We start from the raw sequence: 14,344 nt of genomic DNA, 5'->3' as shown, positions 1-14,344 counted from the left end.
GTCACGCCCCTGCCGCCGTGGGCGCTGCCGCCCGGTCCGTCCCCGTGGGCGCCTCCGGTCGGGTGACGAGACCGGCCTCCACATGACGGACCGGCTCGCCGGGGGTGGCGACGCCGAGCGGGGTGCGTCCGGCCTCGACGTCGTCCAGCATCGTGCGCAGCATGCGCCGGAGCATGACGACGCCCTTGTCGGACGGCGCCAGGGTCTCTTCGGAGTGCTGGGTGATGGGGCCCTGTGACCGCTGGGCCTCGTAGTCGCCGGGAAAGCGCTGTTTCTCTTCGTCGCTCAGCTGCCAGCCGTCCTTGCCGTTCTGCTTGATGCCGAACATGAAGGACGTGGCCCGCTCGGGGTCGGCGGAACGGATGGAGAAGACCAGCCGGTGGTGGGTGTCGTCGGCTGGGACGACCCAGATCAGCATGTCGTTGCGGACGTCGGGGGTCGAGCGGATGAAGTCGGGCAGGGCGATGATGTTGGGCAGCATGCACTCCACCGACCACTCCAGGTCGACGGGTGCGCCACCGTCGCCCTTGGTGTCCTGGTAGCGCCAGACGTACTTCACGCCGTTGTCGGTGCGGTGGTAGGTGGTGCGCTCGGCGGCGGTGCGGTGGTCGTAGTAGTGCTCGGGGAAGCCGGTCGTGCCGGTGCCCTGGAACTGGAACCCGCTGTGGTTGGAGTGCAGCCACGCGGCGTGCACGGGGTCGACGGCGTTCTCGAACAGCTGGAGCCAGTTGTAGTCCTGCTCCAGGCCGATGACCTCGGCGCCGGGCACCATCCAGCTGGTGTGATAGCTCTCGCCCTCGCCCAGGGGTTCGAGGCTGTCGTAGCGCGGCAGCGGGGGCTTGATCTCGGGCGGGCCCATGTAGACGAAGACCAGGCCGTAGGCCTCCTCCACCGGATACCACGGCTGACGTGCGAGATTGCGGCGCTTGCCGCCGTCGAGTTCGCAGGCCTGGTCCAGGCAGTGGCCCTGCACGTCGAACTTCCAGCCGTGGTAGCAGCAGCGGATGCCGTCCTCCTCGACACGGCCGTAGAAGAGGCTGCTGCCGCGGTGCGCGCACCGCTCGAAGACGACGCCGGGGCGGCCCTGGCCGTCCCGGAAGACGATCAGGTTCTCGCCCAGCAGGCGCACTCGGTGCGGAACGTCGCTGGTCAGGGCGGTGGAGCTGGCGATCGGCTGCCAGTGGCGGCGCAGCGCCTCGCCCATCGGGGTGCCGGGGCCGACCTCGGTCAGGCGGGCGTCGTGGGAGGAGGGCTTACGGCCGTAGCCGGTTCCCGTGTCGGGCACGGTCATGTCGGTCATGTGGACCATCTCCTCGGCGTTGAGGCAGTGGGGACGCGTGTACGAGGGCCGTTCGAGGGGTCGGACAGCCCGCGGTCTAGGCTGCTTCGCGCTGTCGCGAGGCGTTACGGCGCGAGCGTGCGGCGGCTCTCCGGCACGCTCGGACAGGGACGGACAGGCACGGCGAGCGGTGTGCGCCCCTGAGGCGTTCATGCCGTTGTACGGCTCTGATGAAAAACTGTCAATGGCTCCGACCTGGTTTGATGAATTACTTGCAGACCCCTGTCGAATCGCCGGACGCTCTTGTTACGGTGACCCGGCACCGAGGTGGCGCCCCGCTCGCGGACTTGGCCGCACCTCGCGACAACACCTGAGAACGTGCCGAGCCGGCGACCGCCTCCCCGCGATTTTCCGCAGCTCCTCCAGCGCGCGTTCGCTCCAGAGCCGAAGGAGACGAGATGTCCGGACCCAGCGCAGGACCCTCCGTATGAGCGCCGGACACGGCGCCGAGTACGACTACGTCGTCGTCGGCGCGGGTACGGCCGGCTGCGTCCTCGCCGCGCGCCTGTCCGCGGACACCGGGACACGGGTGCTGCTGATCGAGGCCGGCCCGCCCGCGGACCGCGGTCTGCTCGTTCAGCTCCCCCTCGGGGTCGGGCTGCTGTCGGGACGCAAGGGCATCGGCTGGGGTTACGAGTCGGAGCCCGAGCCGGGTCTGAACGGCAGGCGTATCCCGGTCCCGCGTGGCCGGCTGGTCGGCGGCACCGGATCGATCAACGGCTCGACCCATGTCCGCGCGCACCGCCTCGACTACGACGACTGGGTCAAGTCCGGCGCGAGGGGCTGGGGGTGGGATGACCTGCTGCCGTACTTCCGCCGCTCGGAGAGCAGTTGGCGCGGGGACACCGAGCACCACGGCGGGTATGGACCCGTCACCGTGTCGACCACGGTCCGGCGAGGTGCCTTCGGCCGCCGTCTGGACCGCGCCGCCCGATCGCTGGGCATCGAGTTCCCCGACGACACCCAGAGTGGGGACCCCACCGGAGCAGGCCAGGTCGAGAACGCCATCCACCGTGGGCGACGGCACAGCACCGCCGCCGCGTACCTGCGCCCCGCGCTGCGCCGACGCCCCGGCCTCGCCCTGCTCACCGGGGTGCTGGTGGACACGCTCGTGCTCGACCGGGGACGCGTGACGGGCGTCCGTGTCGTGAAGGGCGGACAGAGCCGGGTGATCCGGGCCGCCCGCGAGGTCGTGGTCTGCGCGGGTGTCTACAACTCGCCGCAGCTGCTGATGCGTTCGGGCATCGGACCGGCGGATCATCTGCGCGAGCACGGCATCGAACCGGTGGCGGACCTGGCCGGCGTCGGCGCCAACCTCCAGGACCACCCGGCGGCTCCCGTGCTGTTCGACGTCAGGGATCCGGTGACCTTCCACGAGCACCTGCGCGTCGACCGCGCGGCGGTGGGCGCGCTCCGCTGGCTGCTCACGGGCAACGGTCCGCTGGCCGGGATGCCCGAGTTCCTCTCCGCGTACATTCGCACCCGCCCCGACCTGGACCGTCCCGACGGGTTCCTCGGCATCCTGGCCGGCGGTTTCGACGCCCGGCCGTGGTTCCCCGGCATCCGGCCGCTGAAGGACCGGCACTGCGTGGCCCTCAACGCCGTCGCGACCCCCCGCAGCCGCGGCGAGGTCAGGCTGGGCTCCGCCGACCCGGCCGCCCCGCCGCGGATCACGTTCAACCTGCTCACCGAGCCGGAGGACGTCGCCGCGCTGCGGGAGACCGTGCGCACCACGCTGGCCCTCCTGCGCAGCCCGGAGGTCTCCCCGATGATCCGGGCGGAGCTCGCACCGGGCTCCGACGTGCGCACCGACGCCGACTTCGAGCGCTATCTGCGCGAGACCGGTTACTCCGCCAACCACGCCTGCGGCACGTGCGCCATCGGAACCTCGGAGACCGCGGTCGTCGACCCCGAGCTGCGGGTGCGCGGCATCGACGGACTGCGTGTCGTCGACGCGTCGGTGCTGCCGACCGTGCCCGGCGCGAACATCAACGCCACCGTCATCGCCGTGGCGGAGAAGGCCTCGGACCTGATCCGCGGGATCCCGGCAGCCTCCAGTGCCCCGCTCCATGAGAGGACCGCGGGATGAGGGAACCGCTGTCGTACGCCATCGCGCACAAGGCGGCCGAGGCCGCGCTGGACGCGGCCCGGGCCGAGGGGGCGCGGATCTGCGTGGCGGTCGTCAACCGCAGCGGCATCACCAAGGTGCTGCTCAGCGACGACGGAGTCGGCCCCATCGGGATCGAGACCGCGCGCCGCAAGGCCTACACCGCCGCCGTCACCGGCGTTGCGACCTCGAAGTTCGCCGCTTTCGCCGCGTCACCCGCGATGGCGGTCGCGCCCGTGCACCACGTCGACGCCGGCCTCCTCGCCGTACCGGGCGGAGTGCCCATCACCGTGGACGACGGCGAGGTCATCGGTGCCGTCGGCGTCGGCGGAGCCGACGCCGAGACCGACGAACGACTCGCCTCCCGCGCCCTGGAAGGCCTGAAGGACCTGACCGCGTGAGCGGCTCTGCCATCCGTGACACCAAAGGAGAACGACCATGATCGAGGACTTCCTCGTCGTCGAGGGCGTGGCCCACAACTACAACTTCCGGCCCGAGAACTGCGTCAACCCGCACATCGGAGCGGCCATCGGCGAGCACCTCTACGGCCTGCACAAGCGGGTCAGCGGCCCCGAATACACCCTCGAACGCTCCACCTACATGCAGGGCGCGGGCGCGGACATCATCGGCCGGGCCCTGCTCGCGGAGAGCCAGACCGACGTGATCGCCTACCACGAGACGCCCATCTACGGCCACTTCCGGGACGGGGGCTCGGCGCTCAGCGTCGGCCTGGAGATGCGCGAGAAGTGGCCGGAGCGCGTGCTGATCTACGGCGCGGTGTCCCCGCTGCGCCCCGGCGCCCTGGACCGGGTGGACGAGCTGGTGGAGAAGCACCGGGTCAACGCCCTCAAGCTCTATCCGATCGACGTCGTCGAGGGCCGGGTGACCGCGCTGGACATGGGCGACCCGGAGATCTGCTTCCCGCTGTTCGAGCGGGCCCGGCAGCACGGTCTGAAGGTCGTGGCCATCCACAAGGCCCTCCCGGTCGGGCCCGGGCCGACCTCCGCCCTCGGGATGAGCGACGTGGAAGCCGCCGCGCTGGCCTTCCCCGACCTCACCTTCGAAGTCGTCCACGGCGGCATGGCCTTCGTCGAGGAGACGGCCCTTCAGCTGGAGTCCTTCCGCAACATATGGGTCAACCTGGAGGCCACGTCGTTCATGGCGGTCTACGCGCCCCGCCGCTTCGCCCAGGCAATGGGTGCCTTCCTCCAGGCCGGTGCCGCCGAGCGGATCATCTGGGCGACCGGCTGCGACGCCGTCCACCCCCGGCCGGCGATCGAGGCGTTCTGGAACTTCGAGATGCCCCGTGACCTGATCGAGGAGTACGGGCTGCCCGAGCTCACCAAGGAGATCAAGGCCGACATCCTCGGCCGCAACTTCCTGCGGATGCACGGCATCGACGAGAAGGACCTCCGCGAGCGCATCCGCGGCGACGAGTTCGACACCACCGAACTCCAGGAGCCGTGGGGCGGACGCGTCGCCCCGGTCGACGACGCATTGGCCGGTGCCCGATGACGGTCACGGAAACCCAGGTCCGCGCAACGCTCAACGAGATCCTCGATCCGTGCAGCATCACCGCGGGAGTCCCCGCCGGACTCGACGACATGGGACTCATCGGTGACATTCGCGTACAGGACGACGGCGCCGGCGGTCAGCGCATCGCGGTCACCGTCGGCGTGACCGAGCCGAGCTGCGTGCTCATCGGCTCGTTCGCGACCGAGGCCCAGGTCCGGCTCACGGCTCTGCCCGGTGTCTCCGCGGTGGACGTGCGGCTGGCGGACGACTTCGACTGGACCCCGGACAGGCTCGCACCGCACTACCGGCAACGGCTCGACGAACACCGTGAACACAAGCGTCGTGCCCTCCCCCTTCTCGCCATGACCAGGACAGGACCAGCCGTTGACCAGTGAGACCTCACAGCAGCCGCACACCTCCGACCCGACGGCCGTGGCGGCGAACAACGCCGCGGTCATGGGCCGCTTCATGGAAGGGCTCAGCCGGGCACCGCTCCCGCCCGAGAGGGTCGACCCGACGTCCGTCCGGGTGGTACGCGACATCGCCTACGACGCGGCACCGGGCGCGGACCTGCGGATGGATCTGTACCTGCCGACGTCGTCCGCGACAACCCCCACCCCCGTGATCGTATGGCTGCCAGGCGGCGGCTGGCGGCATCAACGCCGGGGCTACGGGCCCCGCTTGACCCGGCTCTTCGCCGAACGCGGATACGCCATGGTGGACATCGAGTACCGCTCCTCCGAGGTCGCCGTCTGGCCCGCGCAACTGCACGACGTACAGGCCGCGTTGGACCACCTGCACGACCTCGCGGACACCTACGGCCTGGACCCGGCGTCGATCGGCCTGTGGGGCAGCTCGTCCGGCGCGCACCTCGCACTGCTCACGGCCTTCGCCACCGACGCCGACGGTTCCCCCGCGGTGCCCGGCGTACGCGCGGTGGTGGCGGGCTATCCCCCGACCGACCTCCTCCGGCTCAATGAGGACGCGCTGCCCGGTGGAATGCTGGGCGTTGATCCCTCCGATCCGGCGTGGGGTCTGCTGGGCGGCCGGCCGTCGGACCGGGCCGTCGCTGCGGTCGAGGCCAGCCCGGCCCGGCAGGCCCACCCGCGGGTGCCGCCCGTGCTGCTCCTGCACGGCGACGCCGACCTGCTCATCGGCCCGGCCCAGAGCCGCCGCCTCCACCACACCCTGGTCGCCGCGGGCACCGAGTCCCATCTGCTGCTGGTGCACGGCGCCGACCACGGCCTCCTCAACACCGGCGCCTGGGAACTGAACCCCATGACGGCCACGGTACGGTCCTCACGCTTCCCGGACGCCGAGGGCTCCGTGCGGCTGACCCCCCAGCTGATCGAGCGCTTCTTCGACCGCCACCTGCGAACGGACCCCTGGAACACCTGACCCACCACGGCGCTACGACGACATCGGCCGCGCTCCGCTGCCACCTCGGTGACTCACCTCTCACGGCGTCGTGCGCCTCATCGTCACTCCAGGCGTCTTGTGCCGACGCGCTGTCCGATTGCCGCTCGGCGTTGTCCACCTTTCGCGGCACGTGACAAGGATCAGGGTACGACGACCCCGCCCGACACTCGCGGGCCCCCAGAACAGGACCGCAGTCCAGTACGGCGGAGCCGGGTTTCCGCGTACCGCGACCGAGGTGGGTGGAGCAAGGCGGTCAGGACGGTCTCTCTGGTCCCGACGGAGTGGACGACCCCGACCTGGTTGACGCTGTTCAGCGGCCGGGAGCGCGGGGCCGGTCGGCCAGCCAGGTGGTCGCCTTCCGCCGGAACGCGGCACAGTCCGGGCGGTGCGGCAAGGAAGCGGTCTACGACAGCACGGTCTTCCCCACCGACGGGGCGAGCGCGGGCCTGGCCGCCCTGCGCCAGGCCCTGGACGCGCCGCGGGCACTGCGCGACTACGGCATGCCCGAGGACGGCATCGCCAAAGCGCTGGGGCCGATCATGAAGGCGATCCCGGCCAACAACCCCACCCCCGTCACCCGCGAGGTGTCGCCGGAGCAACAGGCGGTCGAGCAGCGGCTCGTCGACAACGTCGTTGCCTCCTTCGACCTCTGCGAGGACCCGCGGCTGCAGGAACTCATGGCCTCCCTGGTCAAGCACCTGCACTCCTTCATCCGCGAGGTCCGGTTGACCGAGGAGGAGTGGGGGGAGGCGATCGGCTTCCTCACTCAGGCCGGTCACATCACCGACGACGTCCGGCAGGAGTTCATCCTGCTGTCCGACACCCTCGGCGCGAGCATGCAGACGATCAACGTCAACAACCAGGCCTACAAGGGTGCCACCGAGGCGACCGTCTTCGGGCCGTTCTTCGTCGAGGACGCCCCGGCGATCGAGCTCGGCGAGGACCTGGCCTTCGGCGCCCCTGGTGAGCCCTGCTGGGTCGAGGGCACCGTCACCGACACCGAGGGCAATCCGCTCGCCGGTGCGCGGATCGAGGTCTGGGAGGCCGATGAGGACGGGCTCTACGACGTGCAGTACGACGCCGGCAAGCGGGCCGGACGGGCGTACCTGTTCTCCGCGGCCGACGGCGGCTATCGCTTCTGGGGCCTCACTCCGACGCCGTATCCCATCCCCGACGACGGCCCCGTCGGCAAAATGCTCGACGCGGTCGGCCGCTCTCAGTATGCGGTGGTCATTGTTCGACTCCTGTCCGAGTGCGTCTGTCGATTGTTGTGTCTTGTACGCCGTGGCCCGCCGCGACTGCCGCTCCTGAGGAGGAGGTGGAGTCGCGGCGGGCGGCCGGGTGGCCTGGCCGACCTGCTACCCGTGTCCCGGCCCCGGCGCGTTCGTCATGCGGTCAGCCGTCGAGGGTGTGCGGGTCGTCGTCGAGATGAGCCTGGTCCACGCCGCCGTGCCCGCCCACGAGAGTGAGTGCCGCCGCCACGAGAGCAGCCACGCCACCGAGCACGAACGCCAGTGAGTAACTGCTGCTGAGGGCGTGGAAAGCGACGTCCTTGAGTGGGTTGAAGGGTATGACCTGACCGTCCGGCGAGGTGATGCTGGCCGGCACCGAGTTGGCGCCGAGCGGGCCCGATCCCACGGCGTGCACCGCCGCCTCCAGCTGCGGCTTCTGATCCGCGGGAGCATGGGCCGGAGCGGCCTGGAAAGCCGCATAAGCCTTGCTCAGGCCAGGATTGTCGGCCAGGTTGCGGGCGATCTCCTTGGCGGCCTGGCTCAGCGCGACAGCACCCATGATCGCGGGGCCGAGCGCGAACCCGAGGTCCCGGAACGTGCTCGTGGCACCGCTTGCCATGCCGGCGAGGTGGTTGGGCAACGTGTTGACCGCAACCGCGCTGATGGCGGCGAAGGCGAGTGCCGAGCCGACGCCGGCGAGGATCAGAGGCCCGACGATGGCGCCCAGTGCCCGATCGCTCGTCGGAACGCCGGCGAACCACAGCCCGCTGGCGCCGACGAGGATCAGGCCGGTGAAGAGAACCCACCGGGGGTTGTACCGCTCCAACAGCTTGGAGGTGAGGGGCAGTTGCACGAGTCCGATGCCACCGAAGAAGAGGTAGGCGATGGAGGCCTTCAGCGGGCTGATTCCCTGGATGATGGTGAGGCGGATACTGGTGGAGTACATGATCGCGAGGAAGCCGAACATCCCGATCACGGTGACCACCGAGTTCACGGCGAACGCCCGGTTCTTGAACGCGCTCAGGAGAAGGAGCGGCGCGTCCGCCCGGTTCTCCACGAAGACGAACAGCCCGAGGAGCACGGCCGCGGCGACGAACGCGATGACGATCTGCGGGCTCCCCCAGCCGCTCTCGGAGCCCTGGATCACGGCGTACAGCAGAGCGAACAGGCCAAGCGCTGAGGTGATCTGCCCCGGCCAGTCCAGGGATCGGCCCTCGGGCGAGGAGGAGTTGCGGGCGATCGACAGCGACAGGAACGCGCTCACCGCGGCGATGACGAGGACACCGACGTAGGCCCAGCGCCAGTTCGCGTTCCCGGCCCAACCGCTGTGAATCTTGGTAGAGAGGCCTGCCAGCAGCGGCCCGAGGAAACCGCCGATCGACAGCGCGGCGGCCCAGATCGCCACGCCACGCGCGCGGGTGGCGGTGGTGTGCGTGCCGGCCGCCACCATGGCGAGGCTCGTCGGGAAGATGGCCGCGGCCCCGATGCCACTGAGGAGTTGGGCAAATATCAGCAACGTCACCCGAGTGTCGGTCGAGTATGCCGAACCCGGCACCAGGACCGCGAGGGTCGAGCCGAGCGCGATGAGCGCGGCGCCCCCGACGAGCAGGCGCTTGCGGCCGAACAGGTCACCGAACACGCCGAAGCCCAGCTCCAGCGCGGCCACGGGAAGCATGAAGGCGTCGGTGATCCACGTCAGCTGGGCCGAGGACGGCGCGAGATCCTGCTGGATCAGCCCGTTGATGAGTGAAGGGACGGCGAGGGCCATCTGCGCGAGGCAGACGGCGAGAACCACCGCGACCAGGGTGCCCGAGGTCAGGGTGTATCTGCCGCCCTCTCCCTCTGCCGCCTTGGGCGAATCGATCTGAACCATGGACGACTCCTTGGCGCAATGCGCTGCTGTCGGAACCGGCGTCCGCTGCCGGACCCTGCTGTGGGTGTTTTTGTCGCGGTCATCCCGGCAACACCGCTGCCGTGCCGCCCCTGGGCCTTGCGGAGCGCCTCCGCGCCGCCGCCCTTCCACCGGACCTGATTCAGGACGCTCGGCGCGCTGGCCGACCGGCTGAGCAGCGTCAAGCTAGGAGTGACCCCAGTCACCCTCAACGGTCATGTTCATTAGACGAACAAGCCGCCGCCGACCCTCGGTCTCGACGCGCACCATCCCTGGAAGAGGGCCTTGCCGCTGCCGCCCGGAAGGAGCAGTGACTCATGACTGGGAGGCTGACGGGCAGGACCGCCGTCGTGACCGGAGGCAGTACGGGCATCGGGCAGGAGATCGCCCGCAGACTCGCGGCGGAGGGAGCGGACATCGCGGTCGCGGACATCGATCCGGCCGACGAGACGCGGGACCTCGTCGCGGAAACCGGTCGGCGATTCTTCAGCGACAAGGTCGACGTCTCGGACGAGGACGACCACGTGACCTCCGACGAATGGCGTCGCACCCTTCGCCGTCAACGTGGACGGCCCCTTCCTGGTCTCCAGGGCGTTCCTGCCCGACCTGAAGGAGTCCGGGTCGGGACGGATCATCAACATCAGTCCTCGAGCTACTGGACTCCGCCGCCTCCGTTTCTCTCCTATGTCTCCGCCAAGGGCGCGCTGAACGGATTCACCTCTGTCCTGGCCGCCAACCTCGCCGCTCACCTCATCACCGTCAACGGCGTCGCAGCGAGCCTGGTCCGGACGGCCACGGCCGCGGAGAAGACGAGCGAGTCCTTCTTAGAGCAGACCGTGCGGATGCAGAACATCAAGCGTGTGCAGATGGGGCAGATCGTCGTCGCAGACGGCGGAAGCACGCACCGCTGAGGGGGCTCTACGGAGTGGGCTCCCCCTCACCGGATCCGCACGGTAGAGCGATGGGATCACTCGATCGTGGATTCTTCCGCGGCTGGCCCGGCTGGCGAAAGCGCCGACCGACGAGACCCCGGAGCGCCGGCAGGACACCAGCCGGGCTTTGATCCCTGTACGGGCACACACGGATGATCAGGTGGCGCCAGGCGGCAGACCGACCGCCAGAGGGAATTAGTATTTTGACATAGGTTTCTTGTCATAGGTAACTTGGGATCGTGACCGGAATCAGTGAGGCTCGTCCGAGCCAGGGCGTCGACCAAGTGGCCGCAGGCCTCGTGGCGTGCCTGCCCGCGCTGAACCGGTACGTCAAACAGAGCATCGACCGGCGACTGCCCTACCCCAAGCTCCCCGAGCGGCAGTTGGCCCTGCTCCAGTACGTCGCCGAGCACGACGGCGCGACCGTCCACAAGGCCGCCGACGCTCTGCGGATGATGCCGAACAACGTCAGCGCCCTCGTCACCCGCCTCACCGACGCGGGCCTGCTGGAACGGCACCAGGACGACACCGACAAGCGCGTCGCGCACCTGCGTGTCACCGCCGAGGCCCATCAACGCATCCGCCAGGCCGAGGACGTCGCGGCGCGACAGCTCGCGGCCGCGCTGCGGACTCTCACAGACGGCGACCGCGACGCCCTCGGCTCGGCGCTCGGCGCCCTTGAGGCTCTCACCCGGCGCCTGCGCGACGACTCCGCCGCCTGACCGTTCGGTCCGGCTCCCGTACGTCTCTTGCCCTTGCCGCTGCTGTGGCAGGGCTCGGCGTGCTGCCCCCTGCACAGCCCACACACAGCTCGCCCCCACATGTCCACGCGCCCCAGCCGCGCGCCACACGTCACGAGGACAGCCCACACATGTCTGCCACCGCTGTTTCCACAGCGTCCACTCCCGTGTCCGACCCCCACCCCCGCGGTCTTCGCGCCAACCCCTGGCTGACGCTGATCGCGGTCGGGCTCGGCCTGTTCATGGTCGGCCTCGACGGCTCCGTCGTCTCGATCGCCAACGCCGAGATCGCCCGCGACCTGAGCGCCACCACCGCCGAACTGCAGTGGGTCACCAACTCCTACCTGCTCGCCCTCGCCGCTGCCCTCATCCTCGGCGGCAAGCTCGGCGACCGCTTCGGGCGCCGCACGGTCTACCTCGTCGGCGTCGTCGGATTCACCGTCGCGTCCGTCGCGATCGGCCTCGCCGGCTCGGTCGAGGGCGTCATCGCCTTCCGCGCCGTGCAGGGTCTCTTCGGTGCGATGCTCATGCCCAACACGCTGGCGTTGCTGCGTGCGGTGTTCCCGCCGAAGAAGTTCGGCATGGCGGTCGGTATCTGGGCGATGATCTCGTCCGTCGCCACCGCGCTCGGCCCGATCGTCGGCGGACTGCTCGTCCAGCATGTCAACTGGGAGTCCGTCTTCTACATCAACGCCCCCATCGGCGTGATCGCCCTGGTCTTCGGTCTCGTGGTGCTGCCGCAGTCCAGGAACGAGGCGGCGGCGAGCGAGAAGTTCGACGTGCCCGGCGTCGTACTGCTCGCGCTCGGCCTGATCGCCGTCGTCTTCGGCGTCGTCAAGGGCGAGACGTGGGGCTGGACTTCGGCCGGCACGCTCGGGGCGATCGTCGGCGGTGTCGTCGTCCTGGTCCTCTTCGGCTGGTACGAGACCCGCGTCGCGCACCCTCTCCTGCCCATGCGTCTGTTCCGCAACCCGGCCCTGACCATAGGTGTGTTCGTCACCGCGCTGAACTTCTTCGTCCTGCTCGGCGCGATCTTCTTCGTGATGCTGTACCTCCAGAACGTGCACGGCTTCACGCCCGTCGAGTCCGGTGTGCGCACCCTGCCGCTCAGCCTCGCCTCCATGGTGGCCTCGCCGCTCGGCGCGAAGCTCACCGAGAAGTTCGGCCCGCGCCTGACCATGCCGCTGGGGATGGTGCTCCAGACCGGCGCCGCGTTCACGATGCTCTCGTGGAGCGCCGACTCCTCGTACGCCGCCATGTGGCCGCCGTTCGTCGCGCTCGGTCTCGGCGTCGGCATCGTGATGGCCGCATCCTCCGACGCGATCGTCGGCAACGCCCCCGTCAAGGACGGCGGCATCGCGGGCGGCCTGCAGGCCACCGCACTCCAGGTCGGCGGCGCGCTCGGCACTTCGGTGCTCGTCTCCCTCATCAGCAGCCGCGTCGGCTCCACACTCACGGACTCACTGACCGACGCCGGCGTGCCCCACTCGGCGGCCGCCCGCTTCGAGGAGGCGAAGGACGCGGTCGCGATGGGCGTCGCCCCGGTCTCCGACGCGATGCCCGCACAGCTCAGGGCGGCCGTGGTGGAGGGCAGCCACACCGCCTTCATGAACGGCGTCCACACCGCCGTCCTGGTCACCGGCATCCTCGCCCTCGTGGGCGCCGCCCTCGCGGCGTTGGGCCTCCGAGGCCGGGAGGACGAGACCCACTAGCAGACCGAGCACGAGGCGAAGGTACCGAGCCCGGCCGCCGTCCCAGCCGCGACCGGCGTCCGGTCCTCCACCGGCATCCCTGTCAGCGGTCGTGGCGACGTCTGACAACAGATCGGCAGGCAGCGTGATACGGATCGTCACCTCCTCCGGGTCGTAGTGCAGCCGACCATCAGCTGAAGGACCTCGAACAACTGCCTGAGCAGCTGCTCGGGAGCGTTCACAAGGTTGAGTGCCAGATAGGGCAGACCGTCGAGCAGGTCCGCGTCCTCCATAGTCGGACGGGCGGGCTCGGCGGCGTCGGCTGCGTCCACCTCCGATAGGTCGGAGCGGCCGTCCGCTCGGATTCCAGTCGGTTGCAGCTCTCGCGCAGGCCCTTGGCGAACGGATCGTCGGGACCGGCGGTCTCGGCCTGGCGAAGGATGTTCGCCTGCCGCATCGAGAGTGAGTCGAGAGTGCGCTGGAGCCGGTCTCGCTCGGCCTGTGCCTGTCTCGCTGCCCGGCCATCGACGGAGTTCCGCCCCGAGCAACTCTCGGCGCTCGGGGCCGAAGACGCGGTCCGAGCGAAAGGCTGAAATCGCTTCAAGGACGGCGTCCTCGCGTAGGTACACGGTCGTGGAGTGGCCGGCGTACGCGTCGGGGCGGCCTCGGTTGTTGGCCCGCGGCTGACAGCTGTAGCAGGTGATGCCGTCGCGGTGTTTGCCGAACATCCGCCGATCGCAGGCCTGCAGAAGCATGCGCGCAGGACATGGGTGCGGCGGGTCTGCGGACGGGTGTTGAGGGCGTTGCCAGCCCGGGAGCCGCGCCGTTCCTGCCGCCGTTCGGCGGGTTCGTCGTACATCCACTTCGGGATCAGCGGCTCGTGCACCGGTTCCGGTGACCACACCCACAGCGCCGGGTCGTTGCGGGCGCCGCTGCGGCCTCGGCGAGCGCGCCGGTTGAAGGCCTGGTAGTCCGTATACCTGGGGGCGCGCAGGACCTCGCACACCACCGACTTGCTCCACACACCGCGTGCCTTCGTGGCGCCGACCGGCGGGACGAGCGGCGGGTACTTCTGCGGATCGGCGTTGAGACGGTCGACGATGGTGGCGTAGCCGAGGCGTTCGTAGTAGCGCCAGTGCGCGACCGTGATCGTCTCCGCGAGGATGCCGTCGGGCTCCAAGCGCGACTTGGTCTCGCCACGCTCGGCCTTGACGGGGTTGGGGTGGCGGTACTGCTTGGCCCGGTAGCCGTACGGAGGCTTACCGATGTTCCAGCCTTCGCGCACGTGGGCGCACAGCCCGCCCCAGGAGGTTTCGAGGGCGTTGAACACCTCGTACTCGGCGACGGACTGATTAATACGACGCTGCAGGATTTGCTGCGCTCGCCCACCGTCCAGCTTGATGGGCTCGTTCCAGGCGAAGAGCGGTTTCGCCATCGGCGTCCTGGCAGGGGAGGAGATTCCTGGGTGAGCCGCAATA

Annotated in this window: 11 protein-coding genes and 1 pseudogene; 9 read left to right on the top strand and 3 right to left on the bottom strand. The window is 69.8% G+C overall.

Features of this window, described 5'->3' with window-relative positions:
- Position 1: 1 nt before the first annotated feature.
- Positions 2 to 1,300 carry an aromatic ring-hydroxylating dioxygenase subunit alpha gene (locus P2Q00_RS02655; protein ID WP_275769005.1) on the bottom strand — a complete coding sequence of 433 codons (1,299 nt, stop codon included), beginning with the start codon at positions 1,298 to 1,300 and terminating at the stop codon, positions 2 to 4.
- Positions 1,301 to 1,766: 466 nt separating this feature from the next.
- Between P2Q00_RS02655 and P2Q00_RS02650 the strand changes: the two genes are divergently transcribed.
- From P2Q00_RS02650 to P2Q00_RS02625, 6 genes and pseudogenes are all read left to right on the top strand, one after another.
- Entirely contained in the window at positions 1,767 to 3,428 is a 1,662-nt protein-coding gene (locus P2Q00_RS02650) for a GMC family oxidoreductase (protein ID WP_275769003.1), read from the top strand.
- Positions 3,425 to 3,847, top strand: a complete 423-nt coding sequence (locus P2Q00_RS02645) for a GlcG/HbpS family heme-binding protein (RefSeq protein ID WP_275769002.1) — start codon at positions 3,425 to 3,427, stop codon at positions 3,845 to 3,847. The genes P2Q00_RS02650 and P2Q00_RS02645 overlap by 4 nt, the downstream gene beginning before the upstream one ends.
- A gap of 37 nt (positions 3,848 to 3,884) precedes the next feature.
- Entirely contained in the window at positions 3,885 to 4,961 is a 1,077-nt protein-coding gene (locus P2Q00_RS02640) for an amidohydrolase family protein (protein WP_275769000.1), read from the top strand.
- On the top strand, positions 4,958 to 5,356 hold the full coding sequence (locus P2Q00_RS02635) for a metal-sulfur cluster assembly factor (protein ID WP_275768998.1): 399 nt from the start codon (positions 4,958 to 4,960) through the stop codon (positions 5,354 to 5,356). The genes P2Q00_RS02640 and P2Q00_RS02635 overlap by 4 nt, the downstream gene beginning before the upstream one ends.
- Positions 5,346 to 6,359: an alpha/beta hydrolase gene (locus P2Q00_RS02630; protein WP_275768996.1), complete on the top strand. Its 1,014-nt coding sequence runs from the start codon at positions 5,346 to 5,348 to the stop codon at positions 6,357 to 6,359. Before P2Q00_RS02635 ends, P2Q00_RS02630 begins: the two co-directional genes overlap by 11 nt.
- A 560-nt stretch (positions 6,360 to 6,919) precedes the next feature.
- Positions 6,920 to 7,597 (top strand): annotated as a pseudogene (locus tag P2Q00_RS02625) (dioxygenase); the annotation flags it as partial.
- Between the two features lie 178 nt (positions 7,598 to 7,775).
- Here P2Q00_RS02625 and P2Q00_RS02620 read toward each other — a convergent pair.
- Positions 7,776 to 9,485, bottom strand: coding sequence for an MFS transporter (locus P2Q00_RS02620; protein ID WP_275768995.1), 1,710 nt, complete (start codon positions 9,483 to 9,485; stop codon positions 7,776 to 7,778).
- A 335-nt stretch (positions 9,486 to 9,820) separates the two neighbouring features.
- On the opposite strand from P2Q00_RS02620, the gene P2Q00_RS51075 reads away from it, so the two are divergent.
- The 3 genes from P2Q00_RS51075 to P2Q00_RS02605 all read left to right on the top strand — a co-directional run bounded on the left by P2Q00_RS51075 (position 9,821) and on the right by P2Q00_RS02605 (position 12,887).
- Positions 9,821 to 10,414 carry an SDR family NAD(P)-dependent oxidoreductase gene (locus tag P2Q00_RS51075; protein WP_275768994.1) on the top strand — a complete coding sequence of 198 codons (594 nt, stop codon included), beginning with the start codon at positions 9,821 to 9,823 and terminating at the stop codon, positions 10,412 to 10,414.
- Positions 10,415 to 10,683: 269 nt separating this feature from the next.
- Positions 10,684 to 11,157, top strand: a complete 474-nt coding sequence (locus P2Q00_RS02610; RefSeq protein WP_275769477.1) for a MarR family winged helix-turn-helix transcriptional regulator — start codon at positions 10,684 to 10,686, stop codon at positions 11,155 to 11,157.
- Between the two features lie 149 nt (positions 11,158 to 11,306).
- Positions 11,307 to 12,887, top strand: a complete 1,581-nt coding sequence (locus P2Q00_RS02605; RefSeq protein WP_275768992.1) for an MFS transporter — start codon at positions 11,307 to 11,309, stop codon at positions 12,885 to 12,887.
- Between the two features lie 217 nt (positions 12,888 to 13,104).
- Here the strand turns inward: P2Q00_RS02605 and P2Q00_RS02600 are convergent, their stop codons facing one another.
- On the bottom strand, positions 13,105 to 14,301 hold the full coding sequence (locus P2Q00_RS02600; RefSeq protein WP_275768991.1) for a serine integrase family protein: 1,197 nt from the start codon (positions 14,299 to 14,301) through the stop codon (positions 13,105 to 13,107).
- Positions 14,302 to 14,344 lie beyond the last annotated feature (43 nt).

This window comes from Streptomyces coacervatus, assembly GCF_029223485.1.
Taxonomy (GTDB): domain Bacteria; phylum Actinomycetota; class Actinomycetes; order Streptomycetales; family Streptomycetaceae; genus Streptomyces; species Streptomyces coacervatus.
The sequence above is the reverse complement of the archived record's forward strand: the minus strand, read 5'-3'. Positions and strand labels throughout refer to the sequence as shown.

What these genes read in the sequence shown, in the direction of transcription:
- P2Q00_RS02655 (WP_275769005.1), bottom strand. Translation starts at nt 1,300, where the DNA reads ATGACCGACATGACCGTGCCCGACACGGGAACCGGCTACGGCCGTAAG.
- P2Q00_RS02645 (WP_275769002.1), top strand. Translation starts at nt 3,425, where the DNA reads ATGAGGGAACCGCTGTCGTACGCCATCGCGCACAAGGCGGCCGAGGCC.
- P2Q00_RS02600 (WP_275768991.1), bottom strand. Translation starts at nt 14,301, where the DNA reads ATGGCGAAACCGCTCTTCGCCTGGAACGAGCCCATCAAGCTGGACGGT.
- P2Q00_RS02605 (WP_275768992.1), top strand. Translation starts at nt 11,307, where the DNA reads ATGTCTGCCACCGCTGTTTCCACAGCGTCCACTCCCGTGTCCGACCCC.
- P2Q00_RS02620 (WP_275768995.1), bottom strand. Translation starts at nt 9,485, where the DNA reads ATGGTTCAGATCGATTCGCCCAAGGCGGCAGAGGGAGAGGGCGGCAGA.
- P2Q00_RS02635 (WP_275768998.1), top strand. Translation starts at nt 4,958, where the DNA reads ATGACGGTCACGGAAACCCAGGTCCGCGCAACGCTCAACGAGATCCTC.
- P2Q00_RS51075 (WP_275768994.1), top strand. Translation starts at nt 9,821, where the DNA reads ATGACTGGGAGGCTGACGGGCAGGACCGCCGTCGTGACCGGAGGCAGT.
- P2Q00_RS02650 (WP_275769003.1), top strand. Translation starts at nt 1,767, where the DNA reads ATGAGCGCCGGACACGGCGCCGAGTACGACTACGTCGTCGTCGGCGCG.
- P2Q00_RS02640 (WP_275769000.1), top strand. Translation starts at nt 3,885, where the DNA reads ATGATCGAGGACTTCCTCGTCGTCGAGGGCGTGGCCCACAACTACAAC.